Origin of the sequence: Croceivirga sp. JEA036 (assembly GCF_011882165.1) — a bacterium.
Lineage (GTDB): Bacteria > Bacteroidota > Bacteroidia > Flavobacteriales > Flavobacteriaceae > Croceivirga.
Genome location: NZ_JAATON010000003.1, coordinates 153,700 through 167,699, shown reverse-complemented (window position 1 = coordinate 167,699; position 14,000 = coordinate 153,700). Strand labels below are relative to the sequence as shown.

The following is a 14,000-nucleotide window of genomic DNA, read 5'->3' as shown; positions in this document are numbered from 1 at the left end:
TGCACTGTAAACTTGTTTTTAAATCCTAGCTTGGTAGGTAAATAGATTGTAATAACGGCCTTCTACCGCTATCAACTCATCATGCGTTCCGCGTTCTGCTATCTTACCATTTTCTATCACGAGTATTTGGTCTGCTTTACGTATAGTGCTTAAACGGTGCGCAATTACAAACGTAGTTCTGCCCTCGGTAAGGGTTGCCAAACTTTTCTGTATCAATGCTTCACTTTCTGTATCTAGATTGGAAGTAGCTTCGTCTAATATTAATATTTTTGGGTTGGCTAAAATGGCCCTGGCAATAGCAATGCGTTGACGTTGCCCACCGGAAAGTTTAACCCCACGTTCTCCTATTACGGTCTCCAATCCTTTTTCAAAACGGTCGCTGAACTCGTTCACATAGGCAGCATTTACGGCATGTTGCAACTCACTTTCTGTAGCATCTGGTTTAGGAAAAAGAATATTTTCTTTAATGGTCCCTTCAAAAAGAAAATCGTCTTGTAAAACAACCCCCAGAAATTGTCTAAAGCTCTTTAAGTCCACTTTGGCCATATCTAGACCATCAATAGTAATGGTGCCGCTATCGGGATGCAAAAAACTAGCGGCCAAACCAGCAATAGTAGATTTTCCAGAGCCTGAACTGCCCACTAAAGCAATAACCTCGCCCGCTTTAGCACTAAAACTAATACTATGTAGTACTTCTTTGTCTTCTTCGTACGCAAAAGAAACGGAATCAAAAACCATGGTGCCGGCAACATCTTCTAAAACTATGGTCCTGTTTTCATCATCGGCCTCTGCAGCTTTGTTCATTAATTCTTCGGTACGGTCAAGTCCAGCTAAAGCTTCGGTAAGCTGGCTACCAATATTACTCATTTGTACTATAGGCGCCACCATTAGGGCTAAGAGTGTGGTAAACTCAAAATATTCCCCCGTGGTCAAATCGCCCTGTATCATTAAATAACCACCATAACCCATCATAATCCCGGTAGTGGCCAAGCCTAATAAAAAGGTAGAAGAACTGGTCAAGGTTGCCTGTGCGGTTAAACTCTTTTTAACGTTGAGGAATAGCTTGTGTACGCCTTTTTCGAACACCAAAGATTCTTGCTCTTCGGCATTAAAACCTTTGATTACCCGTATACCGCCTAAGGTTTCGGTAAGTCTCCCTTTAACTTCGGCATTTAATTTACCACGTTCCCTAAACACGGGGCGTATAATTTTAAATGCTTTTAGCGCGATGATTGCAAAAAGAATCAAGGGCACAAAAGTAAGCAACGTCATAGTTGGGCTAATGCGAAGCAACAAAATAAGGGAAACTACGGCTGTAATGGAGCCGCCAACCAGTTGTACCAAGCCGGTACCAATAAGGTTACGCACGCCTTCTACATCACTCATTATGCGGCTTACCAAAGAACCAGATTTGGTATTGTCAAAAAACTGTATGGGCAGGGATAAAACCTGTTTTTGCACTTGTGCACGTAGTTCCGAAATCATGTATTGGGCTTGTATGCTCAAAACTTTGGTAAGCAAAAAAGACATGACAGCTTGTACTAAAAAAGACACAATCACTGCTATGACCAAAAGCTTTAACAGGGATACGTCTTTGTTGGGTACCACATCATCCATAAAATACCTCAGAGAAATGGGTGCAACAAAGCTTGCGCTCTTGCTTACGGCAATAAGAAAAAGGCCAATGAAAACGAGTTTTCTTCTGGGCCAAATAATAGTTTTAAATGCTTTTAATATGCTTACTTTTTTTTCTGCCATGCTGTTCCGTAAAATGGATTTGCAAGTTACCCCAAATCTTAGGAAAGCCAATTGTATTAACTAGGTTTTAGAATTTGATTAGCAGCTTAGGTTTAAAGCTATTATTTTTGAAAAGAGGACCATGCCAACCTAATTATGACTAGGAAAATATGTTTTGTACTACTTTTTGTTTCCTTTTTTGTGCGTTCTCAAGAGCAATACTTTCAATTGCGTGATTTTGTAACAGACAGTGCTGCAGTCTTTACGGTAAATGATAGCCAAAGTCTAAATCAACGATTGATAGAATTTGAACAGGAAACAACCAACCAAATAGTGGTGTTAACCATCCAGCGTTTAGGGTCAAATACCATAGAATCGTATGCCAATGCTGTTTTCAACGCTAATAAGATAGGTCAAGCAGAAAAAGATAACGGTATTCTCATCTTATTTTCCAAAGCAGATAGGGAAGTACGGATAGAGGTTGGTTACGGATTGGAACCTTACATAACCGATGCTGTTGCTTCTAGAATTATAAGAAACACTATGATTCCCTATTTTAAAGAAGCAGCGTATTATACTGGAGTTGAACAGGGTACGGAACAACTCATAACATTTTTAGAGGATCCAGAAGCCTTAGCGGAGTTTAAACAAGAGATTGAAGCCGAAAACAAAACGCCAGTTTGGGCTTATCTAATAATTGGGTTGCTCGGATTAGTTTTTGTAGGGTATGGAGGCTATATTTTTTATAAACAGTACAGCCAGGTTATCGAAATATGTAGAGGTTTACTTTTGGGAAAACTAGGCTTGCTTACAGGTATATTATTGTTGTTACCTATGGCGATTAGTAGTTTGTTAGGTTTGGTTTTTGCATTAATCCCTATGGTAATTTTAATGCAATTAGACCCGCAATTAGATAAACTTGTAGATTTAGATTTTAACTCGTTGGCTAACGTTTATTGGCTAGGGTTACTATTTCCTTTTTTTGGCTTAGCCTACTTCATTGCATTTATAAAACTTAAACGAGCAGGGAATACAGACTTTAAGTTGTCTTGGTATAAGAATGACAAAAAATACATGTCTAAGACTTTTTCATCTTTTGGAAGTGCTTCTGGCTCTAGTGGTTCTTATTCTGGAAGCAGCAGTAGTTCTTTTTCTAGTAGCAGTAGTTCCTTTTCCGGCGGTGGCGGTAGTTCTGGTGGCGGTGGTGCTAGCGGTAGTTGGTAAATTCTAGTTACATTTATAGAGTGAAGGGTCGTAATAAAACACACCCAAATACAAATTCTTTTTTGAGAAATACAGCAATCTTATGAATCACACAAAATTTCTTTCTTTTTTACTACTGGCATGGTTATTTATTTCTTGTTCCGATACAGTAAAGCCAACGACTGAAATAGATGAATGGAAAGCACAGGCGGAACGCGTTACCATAATTAGAGATGATTACGGCGTGCCACATATTTATGGTAAAACGGATGCAGACGCTGTTTTTGGATTGTTATATGCCCAATGCGAGGACGATTTTAATCGCGTTGAGCAAAACTACATTTGGGCAACAGGCCGTTTGGCAGAGGTAGATGGAGAAGATGCGTTGTATAGTGATTTGCGTGCCAACTTATTTATGACCCAAGAAGAGGCCATAGCCAAATACGAAGCGGCTCCTGGTTGGTTAAAAGAGTTGTGCCAAGCGTTTGCAGATGGTGTTAATTATTACCTGTATACCCATCCAGAAGTAAAACCTAAATTATTAACACGTTTTGAGCCTTGGATGCCTTTGTTTTTTAGTGAAGGTAGTATTGGGGGCGATATAGAGCGTATCTCTACCAAAAAGATAAAATCTTTTTATGAAGAAGGCATGGAGCTGCCCATAATGCAATTGCTACAAGAGCAGAAAGAAGAAGAATTGGCAGAACCACAAGGGTCTAATGGTATTGCTATATCTGGCGATTTAACCCAAAGCGGTAATGCCATGCTATTGATAAATCCGCATACCTCTTTTTATTTTAGGGGAGAAGTGCATGTAGTATCCGAAGAGGGTTTAAATGCATATGGAGCAGTTACTTGGGGGCAGTTTTTTGTCTATCAGGGTTTCAATGAAAAAACAGGTTGGATGCACACCAGCACTTATACGGATGTCATGGACGAGTTTAAAGAAACCATTGTATCTAACCAAGGTAAGTTATTGTACCAGTATGGCGAAGAATTACGCCCTGTAGATTCCTTAAAAATTAAACTGAAATACAAAGAAGGTGATGCGCTATTTGAAAAAGAATTTCCTATGTATAGAACGCATCACGGACCTGTAACGCATAAGGTTGATGGGCAATGGACGGCTTCTGCCATGATGTGGGAACCGGTAAAGGCATTAGAGCAAAGTTATATACGAACCAAGCAGAATGGATATGCTGGTTTTAGGGAGATGATGGACATCCGTACCAATTCGTCTAATAATACGGTGTATGCAGATGCAGACGGAACTATCGCTTATTTTCATGGTAATTTTGTTCCAAAAAGAGATACGATTTTTGACTACACTAAAGCTGTGGATGGTAGTAATCCAAAAACGGATTGGCAAGGGCTACATACGGTAGATGAAAATATTTTAATTAAGAATCCGGCAAACGGCTGGATACAAAATTGCAATTCAACCCCATATACCGCGGCTTTGGAGTATAGCCCAAAACGCAGTAATTACCCCAAATACATGTCTCGGGACCAAGAAAACTTTAGAGGCATACATGCCATTACCCTTTTAACGGATAGAAAAGGCTATACTTTAGATAGTCTAATCAGCTTGGCTCACGACCCCTATTTGCCTGCGTTTGATGCCTTACTGCCTAGTTTATTTACAGCATACGAAAATAAGCACGACAAAAACCCAAAACTAGCGGAACCTATTGCGGTATTAAAAGCATGGGATTTTAAAACTAGCAAAGAATCTGTGGCAATGACCTTGGCACATTATTATGGCATGTGTTATTACAGGGAAGGAAAATACCCAGAAGGATTGAATGCGATGGAGCGTATACAGCATTGGGGCTCCGTAGAAGGTGAACAATTGCAGCTTTTTGAAAAAACCATTGACCAATTGGTATCCGATTTTGGTACTTGGAAAATGCCTTGGGGAGAAGTAAATAGATATCAGCGGCTTAATGGAGACATTAGGCAAGCTTTTGACGATGCAAAACCGAGCATTCCTATTGGGTTTGCGAGCGGTACATGGGGTGCCTTGGCAGCCTATGGCGCTCGTTACCATAACAATACCAAAAAAATCTACGGTACACGAGGAAACAGTTTTGTAGCGGCAGTGGAATTTGGAGAAAAGGTAAAAGCAAAATCTATTTTAGCAGGTGGCCAGAGTGGTGACCCTAACTCGCCCCATTTTGATGATCAAATAGAAGGTTATGCCAATGGGCAATGGAAAAATATAGCCTTTTACAAAGAAGATGTGTTAAAGCGTGCCACGCGAACCTATCATCCAGGGGAATGATATTGTTTTAAAAGATTGCAAAAATTATATAAGGCTTTTTGTAGGTTTTCTTTACCATTTGCCATTGCAGTGGGCAAATCTACAACCTCTGTGAGTATGGCATTTATATAAGTTAAACCCAATTTTTGTTGTTGCTCTTTACTTAAACGTACCGCACCACAAAAAGCGGCTACCGGTATGTTTTGTTTTAAGGCCGATGCTAAAACGCCATTTATGGTTTTTCCAGAAAGGGTTTGTGCATCCAATTGTCCTTCTCCAGTGATAATCCAATCTGCATCGGTGATTTTTTCATCAAACTGTGCCATTTCTTTGAGTAGATTAACACCAGAGACCAATGTGGCATCTAAGAAAATGTGTGCTCCGCCGCCTATGCCGCCCCCGGCACCTGCACCCAGCAATTCTTGTACATCTGTCCCAAAAGTTTGTTTCAGAACGCTCGAAAAATGCTGTAATCCTTGATCTAGAAACGCTACATTTTCTGAAGTAGCCCCTTTTTGCGGTCCGTAAACAAAGGCGGCGCCATTTGGTCCATAAAAAGGGTTGTCTACATCACAAGCTACCTTAAACATGCATTTTTTTAGTAGCGGATTGCATTTAGAGGTGTCTATGTTGCTAACTTGGAAAAGATTTTTACCAATAGGATTTATAGGTTTGTTTTGTGCATCTAAAAATTGGTATCCTAGAGCTTGCGCCATACCCAAGCCGCCGTCATTAGTAGCGCTACCGCCAATACCTAAATATATAGTGGTGGCTCCCCGTTTCAAAGCATCTAAAATAAGTTCTCCTGTCCCTATAGAGGTAGTTTCCATACAATTTAGCTCCTCGGTAGATAGGAGATGGTGGCCAGAGGCTTCTGCCATTTCTATATATGCCGTTTGTATGCTTTCAGACCATATGTAGCTAGCACTAATGGGCCTGAATAAAGGGTCATTAACCTGGGCGATAATTCGTTCACCGCCTAAATAATGCTTAACAATTTCTATAGTACCGTCACCGCCATCTGCCAAGGGTAGTTTTAAAATAGCTGCTTTAGGGAAATGTTCTAGTAGGACCATTTCGGCTAGTTCACAGAATTCAAAACTGGATATAGAACCTTTAAATTTATCCGGAGCAATTACAAATTTCATCTTCTTAGTTTAGAAAACTCGGTAAGGCCAAACTAATACCAACTATGGCAATAAAATAAAGTAGTAAAAGTGTTACCTCTTTTTTACTACTACTGTATTGTATGGCTAGGCCTGGCTTGCTCTCTTTTTTAATGATTAAACTAGTAACGTAAGCAATACTCATGGTTACCAAACAACCTATAGCATTCCACCAAAACCAAAATATTTCGGGTACATACAACCACAAATAAATATTAAGGGCTACTCCTGCAACGATACCTATGTTAGCTCCAAGCGCATGAGTTTTCTTGGTCATGATTGCCAAAATAAATGCCGCTAAGATGGGCCCATAAAAAATCGACGATACTTTGTTGATAACCTCTATGACGGTACCCTCAATGCTGCCAGCAAAAAAAGCAAAGAATAAACAAACAACTCCCCAGAACAGCGATAACAACTTGGAGGCAGCCATATATTTTTTATTGCCCATGTCTGGCTTAAAGCGTTTCACAAAATCTTCCATTGTAACAGCAGATAAAGAGTTTACTGTAGAACTTAAAGAAGACATGGCGGCAGACATGATAGCGACAATTAAAATACCGATGACGCCGTTGGGTAAATAATTGATAATAAACACAGGAACCATCAAATCTGCCTTTTTGCCTTCTAAATAGGTAATATTGTTCTCATAAACATTCGCTAAGGTTTCTTGAAAGCCAGTATCTTGCAAAAACAATGTGCCTAGCACTAAACCCATAATACAATAGGTTAGGGTTATAGGAAAACGAAACAGACCATTGGCCAAAAGTAATTTTTTAATGGTTGGCAACCCATTAGCAGAGAGTAGCCGTTGGGATTGGGATTGGTCTGTGCCATAGTACGAAGCGTATAAAAAGAAACCACCAATTACCATAGGCCAAAATCCAAATTCATCTTGCTTGTCTGCATTGTTAAATCCCCATTTGCTAAAGTCTACCGTGGCAATGCGGTCTTTATCTACATGGGTCAAGAAATTTTCAAATCCGCCCAATTCGCTTAAGCCGTATACCAAACAGATAACAATACCTAAAAAGAGGATGGTCATTTGGATAACATCACCCCAAATCACAGCTTTCATACCGCCTTGGTAGGAATAGGCAAGTGTAATAACACCGATTAAAAGCACGGAAATCCAAAATTCTATATTTAATGTGGCCTGTAAAATAAGGGCCATCGTATAAACCATAACTCCAGTAGCTACAGACCTACTAATTTGAAAAACAAAACTGATTAGTAACCGAGAAGAGGCATCAAAACGTTTTTCTAAATATTCATACACACTTACGATTCCCGATTTGTATAGCGTAGGGATTAAAGCCAACATTAAAAAAGCCATGGCCAGGGGTACTCCAAACTCGTAGGTAAGCCATTGCAGTCCGCCACCTTGTTTTATACCTACAAAGGCTGGTGCAGAAATAAAACTTATGGCAGAAAGTTGGGTAGCCATGGTAGATAGGCTTAATGGTAGCCAGCCCATACTTCTACCGCCTAAAAAATAGTCGCCAGAATTTTTATTTTCCTTAAAAAAATACCCAAGGCTTAAAAAACCTACTAGGTAAACAACAATGATGATGTAATCTAAATAGTTCATGGGTAGTTATGTTAGTTGGTATGTGATGAATTGATAAGCTGGAATTAGCATGCTAACTCCAGCTCATGAGTATATATTTGCAACGCTTATTTTTCGTTGACAAAATCTAAAAATAGGGCGGCGCTCCAAGAAAAATTATCGCCTCCATAACCGCCAAAGGCATCATCTGGTACTTTTTTACGTGCATCAAAATACTCGTAAAAGCCATAACGCTCTAAAAGCGTTAAAGTGTCTGCCTTAATACGAGCTGCTAAGGCTGTTTTACCTGCTCGTTTTAAACCCAAATATAAAATCCAGTTCATGTTAATCCATACGGGTCCACGCCAGTATCTTTTTGGGTCGTACCTTTCACTCGATGGGTCAAATGAGGCACATAAATATAAGGATTCATCTCCAAATTTATGCTGTAACGTATTCACCAATATCTCAGCACGGTCTGCATCTACAATGGGAGCGTATAATGCCGCAAAAGAAGAAGAGCACACAAAGGGTATTTGTTGGTCTGCTTTTAAATCATAATGTACAAAAGCGCCCAACTCTTCATTAAACAATTTGCTATTAAAAGACGCTACGGACTGTTTTTGCCATGTTTCTAGTTGTTTAATTTTATCGGCATGCCCGCCTAATTTTTTATATAAGTTAATTAGGGATTCATTAGATTTTATAAGCATTGCATTAAACAATGGGTCTAACACCAAAAAAGGAGAGTGCTCCGCTATTTTAGCATCCTTGTAATTGTATTTTTTTGCAATATCTATCAAGTACAAATAGTGGTCATACTCTCTATTGCTCGGTCTTTGAGATGCATCTACATGGCTTGTGTCCTTTCTTTTAAATGTGTACTGTGGAGGGTTCATAGTTGCCCAAATATCATCCCAAATAGGCGAGTTATCCGTGCCAGATTCCCAATTGTGATAGATGTACACTAAGCCTTCGTTAGTAACATCTCGCTCCTTATAAAAATACTCATGGTTCCAAAAAACTTTGTCTATCTGTGTGCTTATAAATTGAAGCATAGCTTTTTTATCCTCAACCACGTTGAGCATGTGTTCTAACACAAAACCAAGTACGGGTGGTTGTACCATACCTGTGGAAGGATAATCTGGATTAGATTCTTTGCTGAGGTGCGATTGATGAAAATCGGGACCTGGAAAATAGGTGTCACTTTCTGTATGGAACACAATGTGCGGAATGAAACCGTTTTTCCATTGTGCGTTTAACAAGGTTTCTATTTCTTTTTTGGCCTTAACCACATCATAATGAGCAAAACCTATGGCGATAAACCCGGCATCCCATTTCCATTGAAACGGATATAGACCTTTACTTGGAATGGTGAATCCACCTGGTTGAAAATTAGTATCTAGGACCGTTTTAGCCTTTTGTATTAAATCGTTGTACATATTTATGTGTAAAAAATGCTTGGGGGCTGCGGGCTTGTAGCCCCCAAGGCTAATTAAACTAAACCAAACTATATGAAATTATTACACTAAAAGTTAAAAGTTGCTGTTAAAAACAGTCTTCTAGGCAATACAGGTCTACCCACAAAGAATTCGTTTTCTGCCTGGCCAGCAATACCTGCTCTAGGATTACCTTCTGTTAATCCTTGGCTATCAAATAAGTTGAATACAGAACATCCTAATCTTACAGAGTTTTCATTTTCTAAAGCAAAGGTGTATCCTGCTCCAATACGTGCTAACGTAATGGCATCTAATTCTATGTCATTAATGTCAGAAGTAAATTTTGCTCCGGTGTGGTTTAAGGTAAAGTTTGCATCAAACTTTCTGTCATCATAATTTAAACCAGCACTACCTAAAAAGTTAGGCTGTCTTTGCAGCTCATTACCTTCATTAACAGTAGTACTTTCTCCTGTAACTAAGTTTTGCTGTATGTTCTTAGTTATTTCATGGTCTTGGTAGGTTGCAGTACCGCTAAAACTTAAGGCATCTGTAAATCTATATTTCCATGTCGCTTCTAAGCCTATAGTAGAAGTATTTTGTTCTGTACGGGCCTGATCCACCAACTCGCCATTGCTTATAGCTTGGTCAATTCTAATACGATCACTTAAACCCACGTAATACCCTGCAAGGGAACCAGAAAATTTAGCAGTACCAAATTTAGCACCAGCTTCAAATTGAATAATGCTTTCTGCATTATAGTTGGTTTCTCTAATACCTGGTGTTGGTACAAAACCTCTCTGTTGCGGAAAAAAGAAACCTCTACTAAAGTTAGCATACAGGTTGGTTGCCTCAGTAAGTTCATACAAACCAGCTAAAGAAACAGCCCAATCTGTGGCATCAATTTCTGCTGTAGTAAAGCTACCATCTGCAAATCTAATGGTGTTTAAGGCGGTTGTAAGCGAAGCATCTTCATACACCTGAAAATCTTGCAATCCGCCATTTTGGAAGGTACCCTTGGTATTTTCTACACGAACGCCAACATCAAAACGCCATCTATCTAAAACCATTTCATCTGTCAAGTAAACCGCGGTTCTATTTTGTGATAAAAATCTATTGGCGGTCATACCTATTCTATCATACAAACCACCTGTAGCGTAGGTAACATCTGTTCCTGTTGCATCTGTGTAGCTAAGATTTACCAACCTTGGATTGTTGTTAAATTCTGATAAAACACGGTATTGGTAGTTTACATCTTCCGCTTCTGTTCTAGAAAGAAAAGTACCCAAAGTAAATGTATGTTTTCTATCTTTTGATTTTAAAATAAGATTAGCCTCTCCGGAATAGTCGGTCATAGGGCGTAAACGGTCTACATGAAGGTTTTCTACCACTAAATCTCCGCCATTAATCTGCGTGTCACCACCACCTTGATAAATGGCAAAAAAGCCTTGGTTGCCAGGCGCAACATTTGCAATGTACTCATTTAAAGCAATTGGATTGCCACTACCACCCACGTACAAAGCAAAGTTGTGCTTGTAATTGGCATATTTAATTTTTGAAGTAAATTTTAAATCTTCTGTAAGAAAATAGTTAAAATCTCCCATTACATAACCCCCTTGGGTAGACACCCCATCTTCTATAGGGCTATTGTAAACACCACCAGGTGTTAAGAAAGAGGTGTTGGCTAAATCTCCAGAAAGCAACTGTTCTACATCTTCCCCGTCATTACCTGCTAGGCGTTCTCTAGAACCACCAGCTAATGGTAATGGCAAATAAAATTGTGCATTATCATTAATAAACTGACCAGAAATGGTAAAAGAACCTTTGTCAAACTTCTTTTTAATATTACCTCTAAGCTGTGCCCCTTTTGTTGGTAAGCCTGTATCTATAGGACCATCATCTTTACGGATAAATCCGGTTAGGGCATAAAAAGTGTTACTATTTTCTTCACCCAACTTTCCTCCAGAGTAAAAGTCAGTTTTTAATCTGCCTCTAGTCCCATATTCCATGTTTATGATATTCCCAGGATTGGTATCGCCGGTTTTACTGGTATAGTTAATGATACCAGCAACAGACCCTGCGCCGTAAAGTACAGCCGCACCACCACGCACAAATTCTACACCTTTAAAGCCAATATCTGGTCTTGCGTACACATCATGTGCAGAAGAATTAAGCCCGAATGTGCTCATTAGGGGCATGCCATCATATTGTAGCGGATTAAAAACATATTGTCCGCCAGAGGGTAAACCTCTTACAAAGAGGTTGGTTGCTGTTTCACCACCACCACCTTCTGCAGTAATACCAGGAACATCTCTTAAAATATCTGCCTGGCTGTTAGCAGAGAGCTTAGTAATTTCTGCCATCTTTTTGGAGCTAATAGAAAGTGGCGCTTGCTTTTGAGACCTAAAAGTAGAAGAAGCTGTAATGACTACCTCGTCTAATTGCTGTCCGCTTTCTGCTAGTACAACTTTAAGATTATTTGCATTGGTCATGTCTACAGACACTTTTTTGGTCTCAAAACCTATAAAACTAAAGACCAAGGTTTGTGTCCCAGTCTTACTAGTAGTTAAAGTAAAGTTTCCGTCAAAATCTGTAGTGGTACCTTCTGTAGTCCCTTCTATAACCACGTTGGCGCCCAAGACAGGAACGCCACTGGTGTCCGATACGTTACCGGTAATATTTGTCTGTGCATACGTAAATACACCTACAAATAATGCCAATACCTTAAAAATCGACTTTTGCATTGGATTTAGTTTTTAATTAATTGAATAATTGCAGTATTGAGTTATTATTAAATATGAATCAATATTATTAGCAATTTCTTCAAATACAATTGGTATTTATGAGAAAATATTACGCAAACGTTTCCGCAATCGTTTGCAAATTGTATTTTTGTAATCACATTAGTTAATCAAAAATGAAAAAGAAACGAAATATTACCCTTAAAGATATTGCTAAAGAACTAAATCTTTCCGTTTCAACTGTTTCTAGGGCGTTAAATAATCACCCAGACATTAGTGAAATCACTAAAGTACAAGTCCAGGCTTTGGCTAAGCAATACAATTATGTGCCCAATCTATTTGCAAAAGGATTTAGAACTAAACATACCCATATAATTGGTGTTGTGGTGCCAAACATATCGCACTTTTTTACCACGACCATTTTAAAAGGAATTTTAGAACAGGGAGAAAAAATGGGATACCAGGTTATTGTAGCCGAATCTCAAAATGATGTAAATAAACAACTCGCCATGTTAAATACCATGATACAATTTGGAGTGGATGGTATTCTTTTAAGTATGGCAAGGAGAACATATGATGTTTCTAGTATTATAAAAATAAAGCAACGTGTACCCTTAGTTTTGTTTGATAAAGTGTCAAATAAGGTGCCATGCACACAAGTAGTTATAGATGAGGTAGATGCGGCATACGGGGCTGTTGAGCACCTAATTAACATCGGAAAAAAGCGAATTGCCATCATTAAAGAAACAGAGAATTCCTATAATTCAGAGATGCGCTTTAGAGGGTACCAAAAAGCTTTGGAAGACCATAATCTAGAGGTGGACCCAAAGTTAATAGTGAGTACAGAAGATATTTCTTTGGATAAAGGACGCATAATGGCTAGCGCTCTTTTAACCTTACGGAACAAACCAGATGCTATTTTTGCCATTACGGATGCAGCAGCTATTGGTGCTATTAAAGCATTAAAAAAATACAAGGTAAAAATACCAGAAGATATTGCCGTTATTGGTTTTAGTAATTCTGAACATGCTACTATCATTAGTCCGGCATTAACCACTGTAGACCAACCTGGAAATTTAATTGGCAGTACAGCTATTACCTATTTAATTAACGAAATTGAGAAGGAAGAAGAGTCCTTTTTAAAAACAGTAGAAGTAAAGACTCACTTGATAATACGGGATTCTACTTTTACTACGGTAAAGTAATTATTCTTGGGGTTCTGGCTCTTTTACCACAATTAACGTAGCGGTAGATCCAGTAGATAAATTCCAACGATTGTTGTGGAGCACTTTACCCTCAGCATCTGTAACTACAACTTGTGCGGTGTTTGGTCCAGAAGAACCTTGATTAAGGGCAACAAATTCTATTTTATTAAACCCTTCTACTAAATCTACGTTTACACCTTTAAAGGAGCCAGACAGTAAAAGATTGTATTCTACCACTTGGTCGTTTACTAGGACTTTTACGCGGTCTCCATCTATATATTCGTGGTCTCGTGCTACAATACCAACAAATTTTGTATTGGTTTTAAAATCACCCAAATACATATCACCAAAATAGGGTACAGAGCCTTTATGTTCTTTTTCGTTAATTCTTGGGCTAATTTTTAAATCGTGACCTGCTTGCACAAGCTGCCTATCTGGTAACATTTTTATAGGATTATCTTTACTAATTAAGTCCTTATCTAAAACCGATGGCATACGCAATACAGTACCTTGGTTGCTGGGTAGTGCATCCAAATTATTTTGCCTACCCACTTCTAAAGGTTTAGTAGTAGGTATATCTCCTTGAGCCCATAGCGTATGGCTTATAGCAATAGTAAAAAAGAAAAGTAAAAGTCTTTTCATAGCACATGAGTCGTTAGACAGTACTAAAGTTAACAAATACCTTGCCATCTATTTAATA

At 38.8% G+C, this 14,000-nt stretch carries 9 protein-coding genes; 3 read left to right on the top strand and 6 right to left on the bottom strand.

Translation table 11 applies throughout. The annotated features are described in order from the left end of the window. Positions 1–18 precede the first annotated feature (18 nt). Entirely contained in the window at positions 19–1,758 is a 1,740-nt protein-coding gene (locus HCO57_RS09155) for an ABC transporter ATP-binding protein (RefSeq protein ID WP_167988795.1), read from the bottom strand. A 135-nt stretch (positions 1,759–1,893) separates the two neighbouring features. On the opposite strand from HCO57_RS09155, the gene HCO57_RS09150 reads away from it, so the two are divergent. Together HCO57_RS09150 and HCO57_RS09145 are read left to right on the top strand one after the other, a co-directional pair. Continuing rightward, positions 1,894–2,961 carry a TPM domain-containing protein gene (locus HCO57_RS09150; RefSeq protein WP_167988794.1) on the top strand — a complete coding sequence of 356 codons (1,068 nt, stop codon included), beginning with the start codon at positions 1,894–1,896 and terminating at the stop codon, positions 2,959–2,961. A gap of 82 nt (positions 2,962–3,043) precedes the next feature. Beyond that, on the top strand, positions 3,044–5,224 hold the full coding sequence (locus HCO57_RS09145; protein WP_167988793.1) for an acylase: 2,181 nt from the start codon (positions 3,044–3,046) through the stop codon (positions 5,222–5,224). Here HCO57_RS09145 and HCO57_RS09140 read toward each other — a convergent pair. The 4 genes from HCO57_RS09140 to HCO57_RS09125 form a co-directional block, all read right to left on the bottom strand. Then, entirely contained in the window at positions 5,209–6,351 is a 1,143-nt protein-coding gene (locus tag HCO57_RS09140; RefSeq protein WP_167988792.1) for a glycerate kinase, read from the bottom strand. The genes HCO57_RS09145 and HCO57_RS09140 overlap by 16 nt on opposite strands. Before the next feature lie 4 nt (positions 6,352–6,355). Further along, entirely contained in the window at positions 6,356–7,960 is a 1,605-nt protein-coding gene (locus tag HCO57_RS09135) for a sodium:solute symporter (RefSeq protein WP_167988791.1), read from the bottom strand. An 86-nt stretch (positions 7,961–8,046) separates the two neighbouring features. Then, complete coding sequence (locus HCO57_RS09130) at positions 8,047–9,360, bottom strand: MGH1-like glycoside hydrolase domain-containing protein (protein ID WP_167988790.1); 1,314 nt, start codon at positions 9,358–9,360, stop codon at positions 8,047–8,049. An 86-nt stretch (positions 9,361–9,446) separates the two neighbouring features. After that, the gene (locus HCO57_RS09125; RefSeq protein WP_167988789.1) at positions 9,447–12,098 is read right to left on the bottom strand and encodes a TonB-dependent receptor; all 2,652 of its coding nucleotides are present in this window, start codon (positions 12,096–12,098) and stop codon (positions 9,447–9,449) included. A 173-nt stretch (positions 12,099–12,271) separates the two neighbouring features. Here HCO57_RS09125 and HCO57_RS09120 point away from each other — a divergent pair, with 173 nt between their 5' ends. After that, positions 12,272–13,300, top strand: a complete 1,029-nt coding sequence (locus HCO57_RS09120) for a LacI family DNA-binding transcriptional regulator (RefSeq protein WP_167988788.1) — start codon at positions 12,272–12,274, stop codon at positions 13,298–13,300. Here the strand turns inward: HCO57_RS09120 and HCO57_RS09115 are convergent, their stop codons facing one another. Beyond that, positions 13,301–13,942, bottom strand: coding sequence for a hypothetical protein (locus HCO57_RS09115; protein WP_136950632.1), 642 nt, complete (start codon positions 13,940–13,942; stop codon positions 13,301–13,303). Positions 13,943–14,000 lie beyond the last annotated feature (58 nt).

Coding starts and splice junctions, on each gene's coding strand:
- HCO57_RS09155 (WP_167988795.1), bottom strand. CDS start 1,758: ATGGCAGAAAAAAAAGTAAGCATATTAAAAGCATTTAAAACTATTATT.
- HCO57_RS09150 (WP_167988794.1), top strand. CDS start 1,894: ATGACTAGGAAAATATGTTTTGTACTACTTTTTGTTTCCTTTTTTGTG.
- HCO57_RS09145 (WP_167988793.1), top strand. CDS start 3,044: ATGAATCACACAAAATTTCTTTCTTTTTTACTACTGGCATGGTTATTT.
- HCO57_RS09140 (WP_167988792.1), bottom strand. CDS start 6,351: ATGAAATTTGTAATTGCTCCGGATAAATTTAAAGGTTCTATATCCAGT.
- HCO57_RS09135 (WP_167988791.1), bottom strand. CDS start 7,960: ATGAACTATTTAGATTACATCATCATTGTTGTTTACCTAGTAGGTTTT.
- HCO57_RS09130 (WP_167988790.1), bottom strand. CDS start 9,360: ATGTACAACGATTTAATACAAAAGGCTAAAACGGTCCTAGATACTAAT.
- HCO57_RS09125 (WP_167988789.1), bottom strand. CDS start 12,098: ATGCAAAAGTCGATTTTTAAGGTATTGGCATTATTTGTAGGTGTATTT.
- HCO57_RS09120 (WP_167988788.1), top strand. CDS start 12,272: ATGAAAAAGAAACGAAATATTACCCTTAAAGATATTGCTAAAGAACTA.
- HCO57_RS09115 (WP_136950632.1), bottom strand. CDS start 13,942: ATGAAAAGACTTTTACTTTTCTTTTTTACTATTGCTATAAGCCATACG.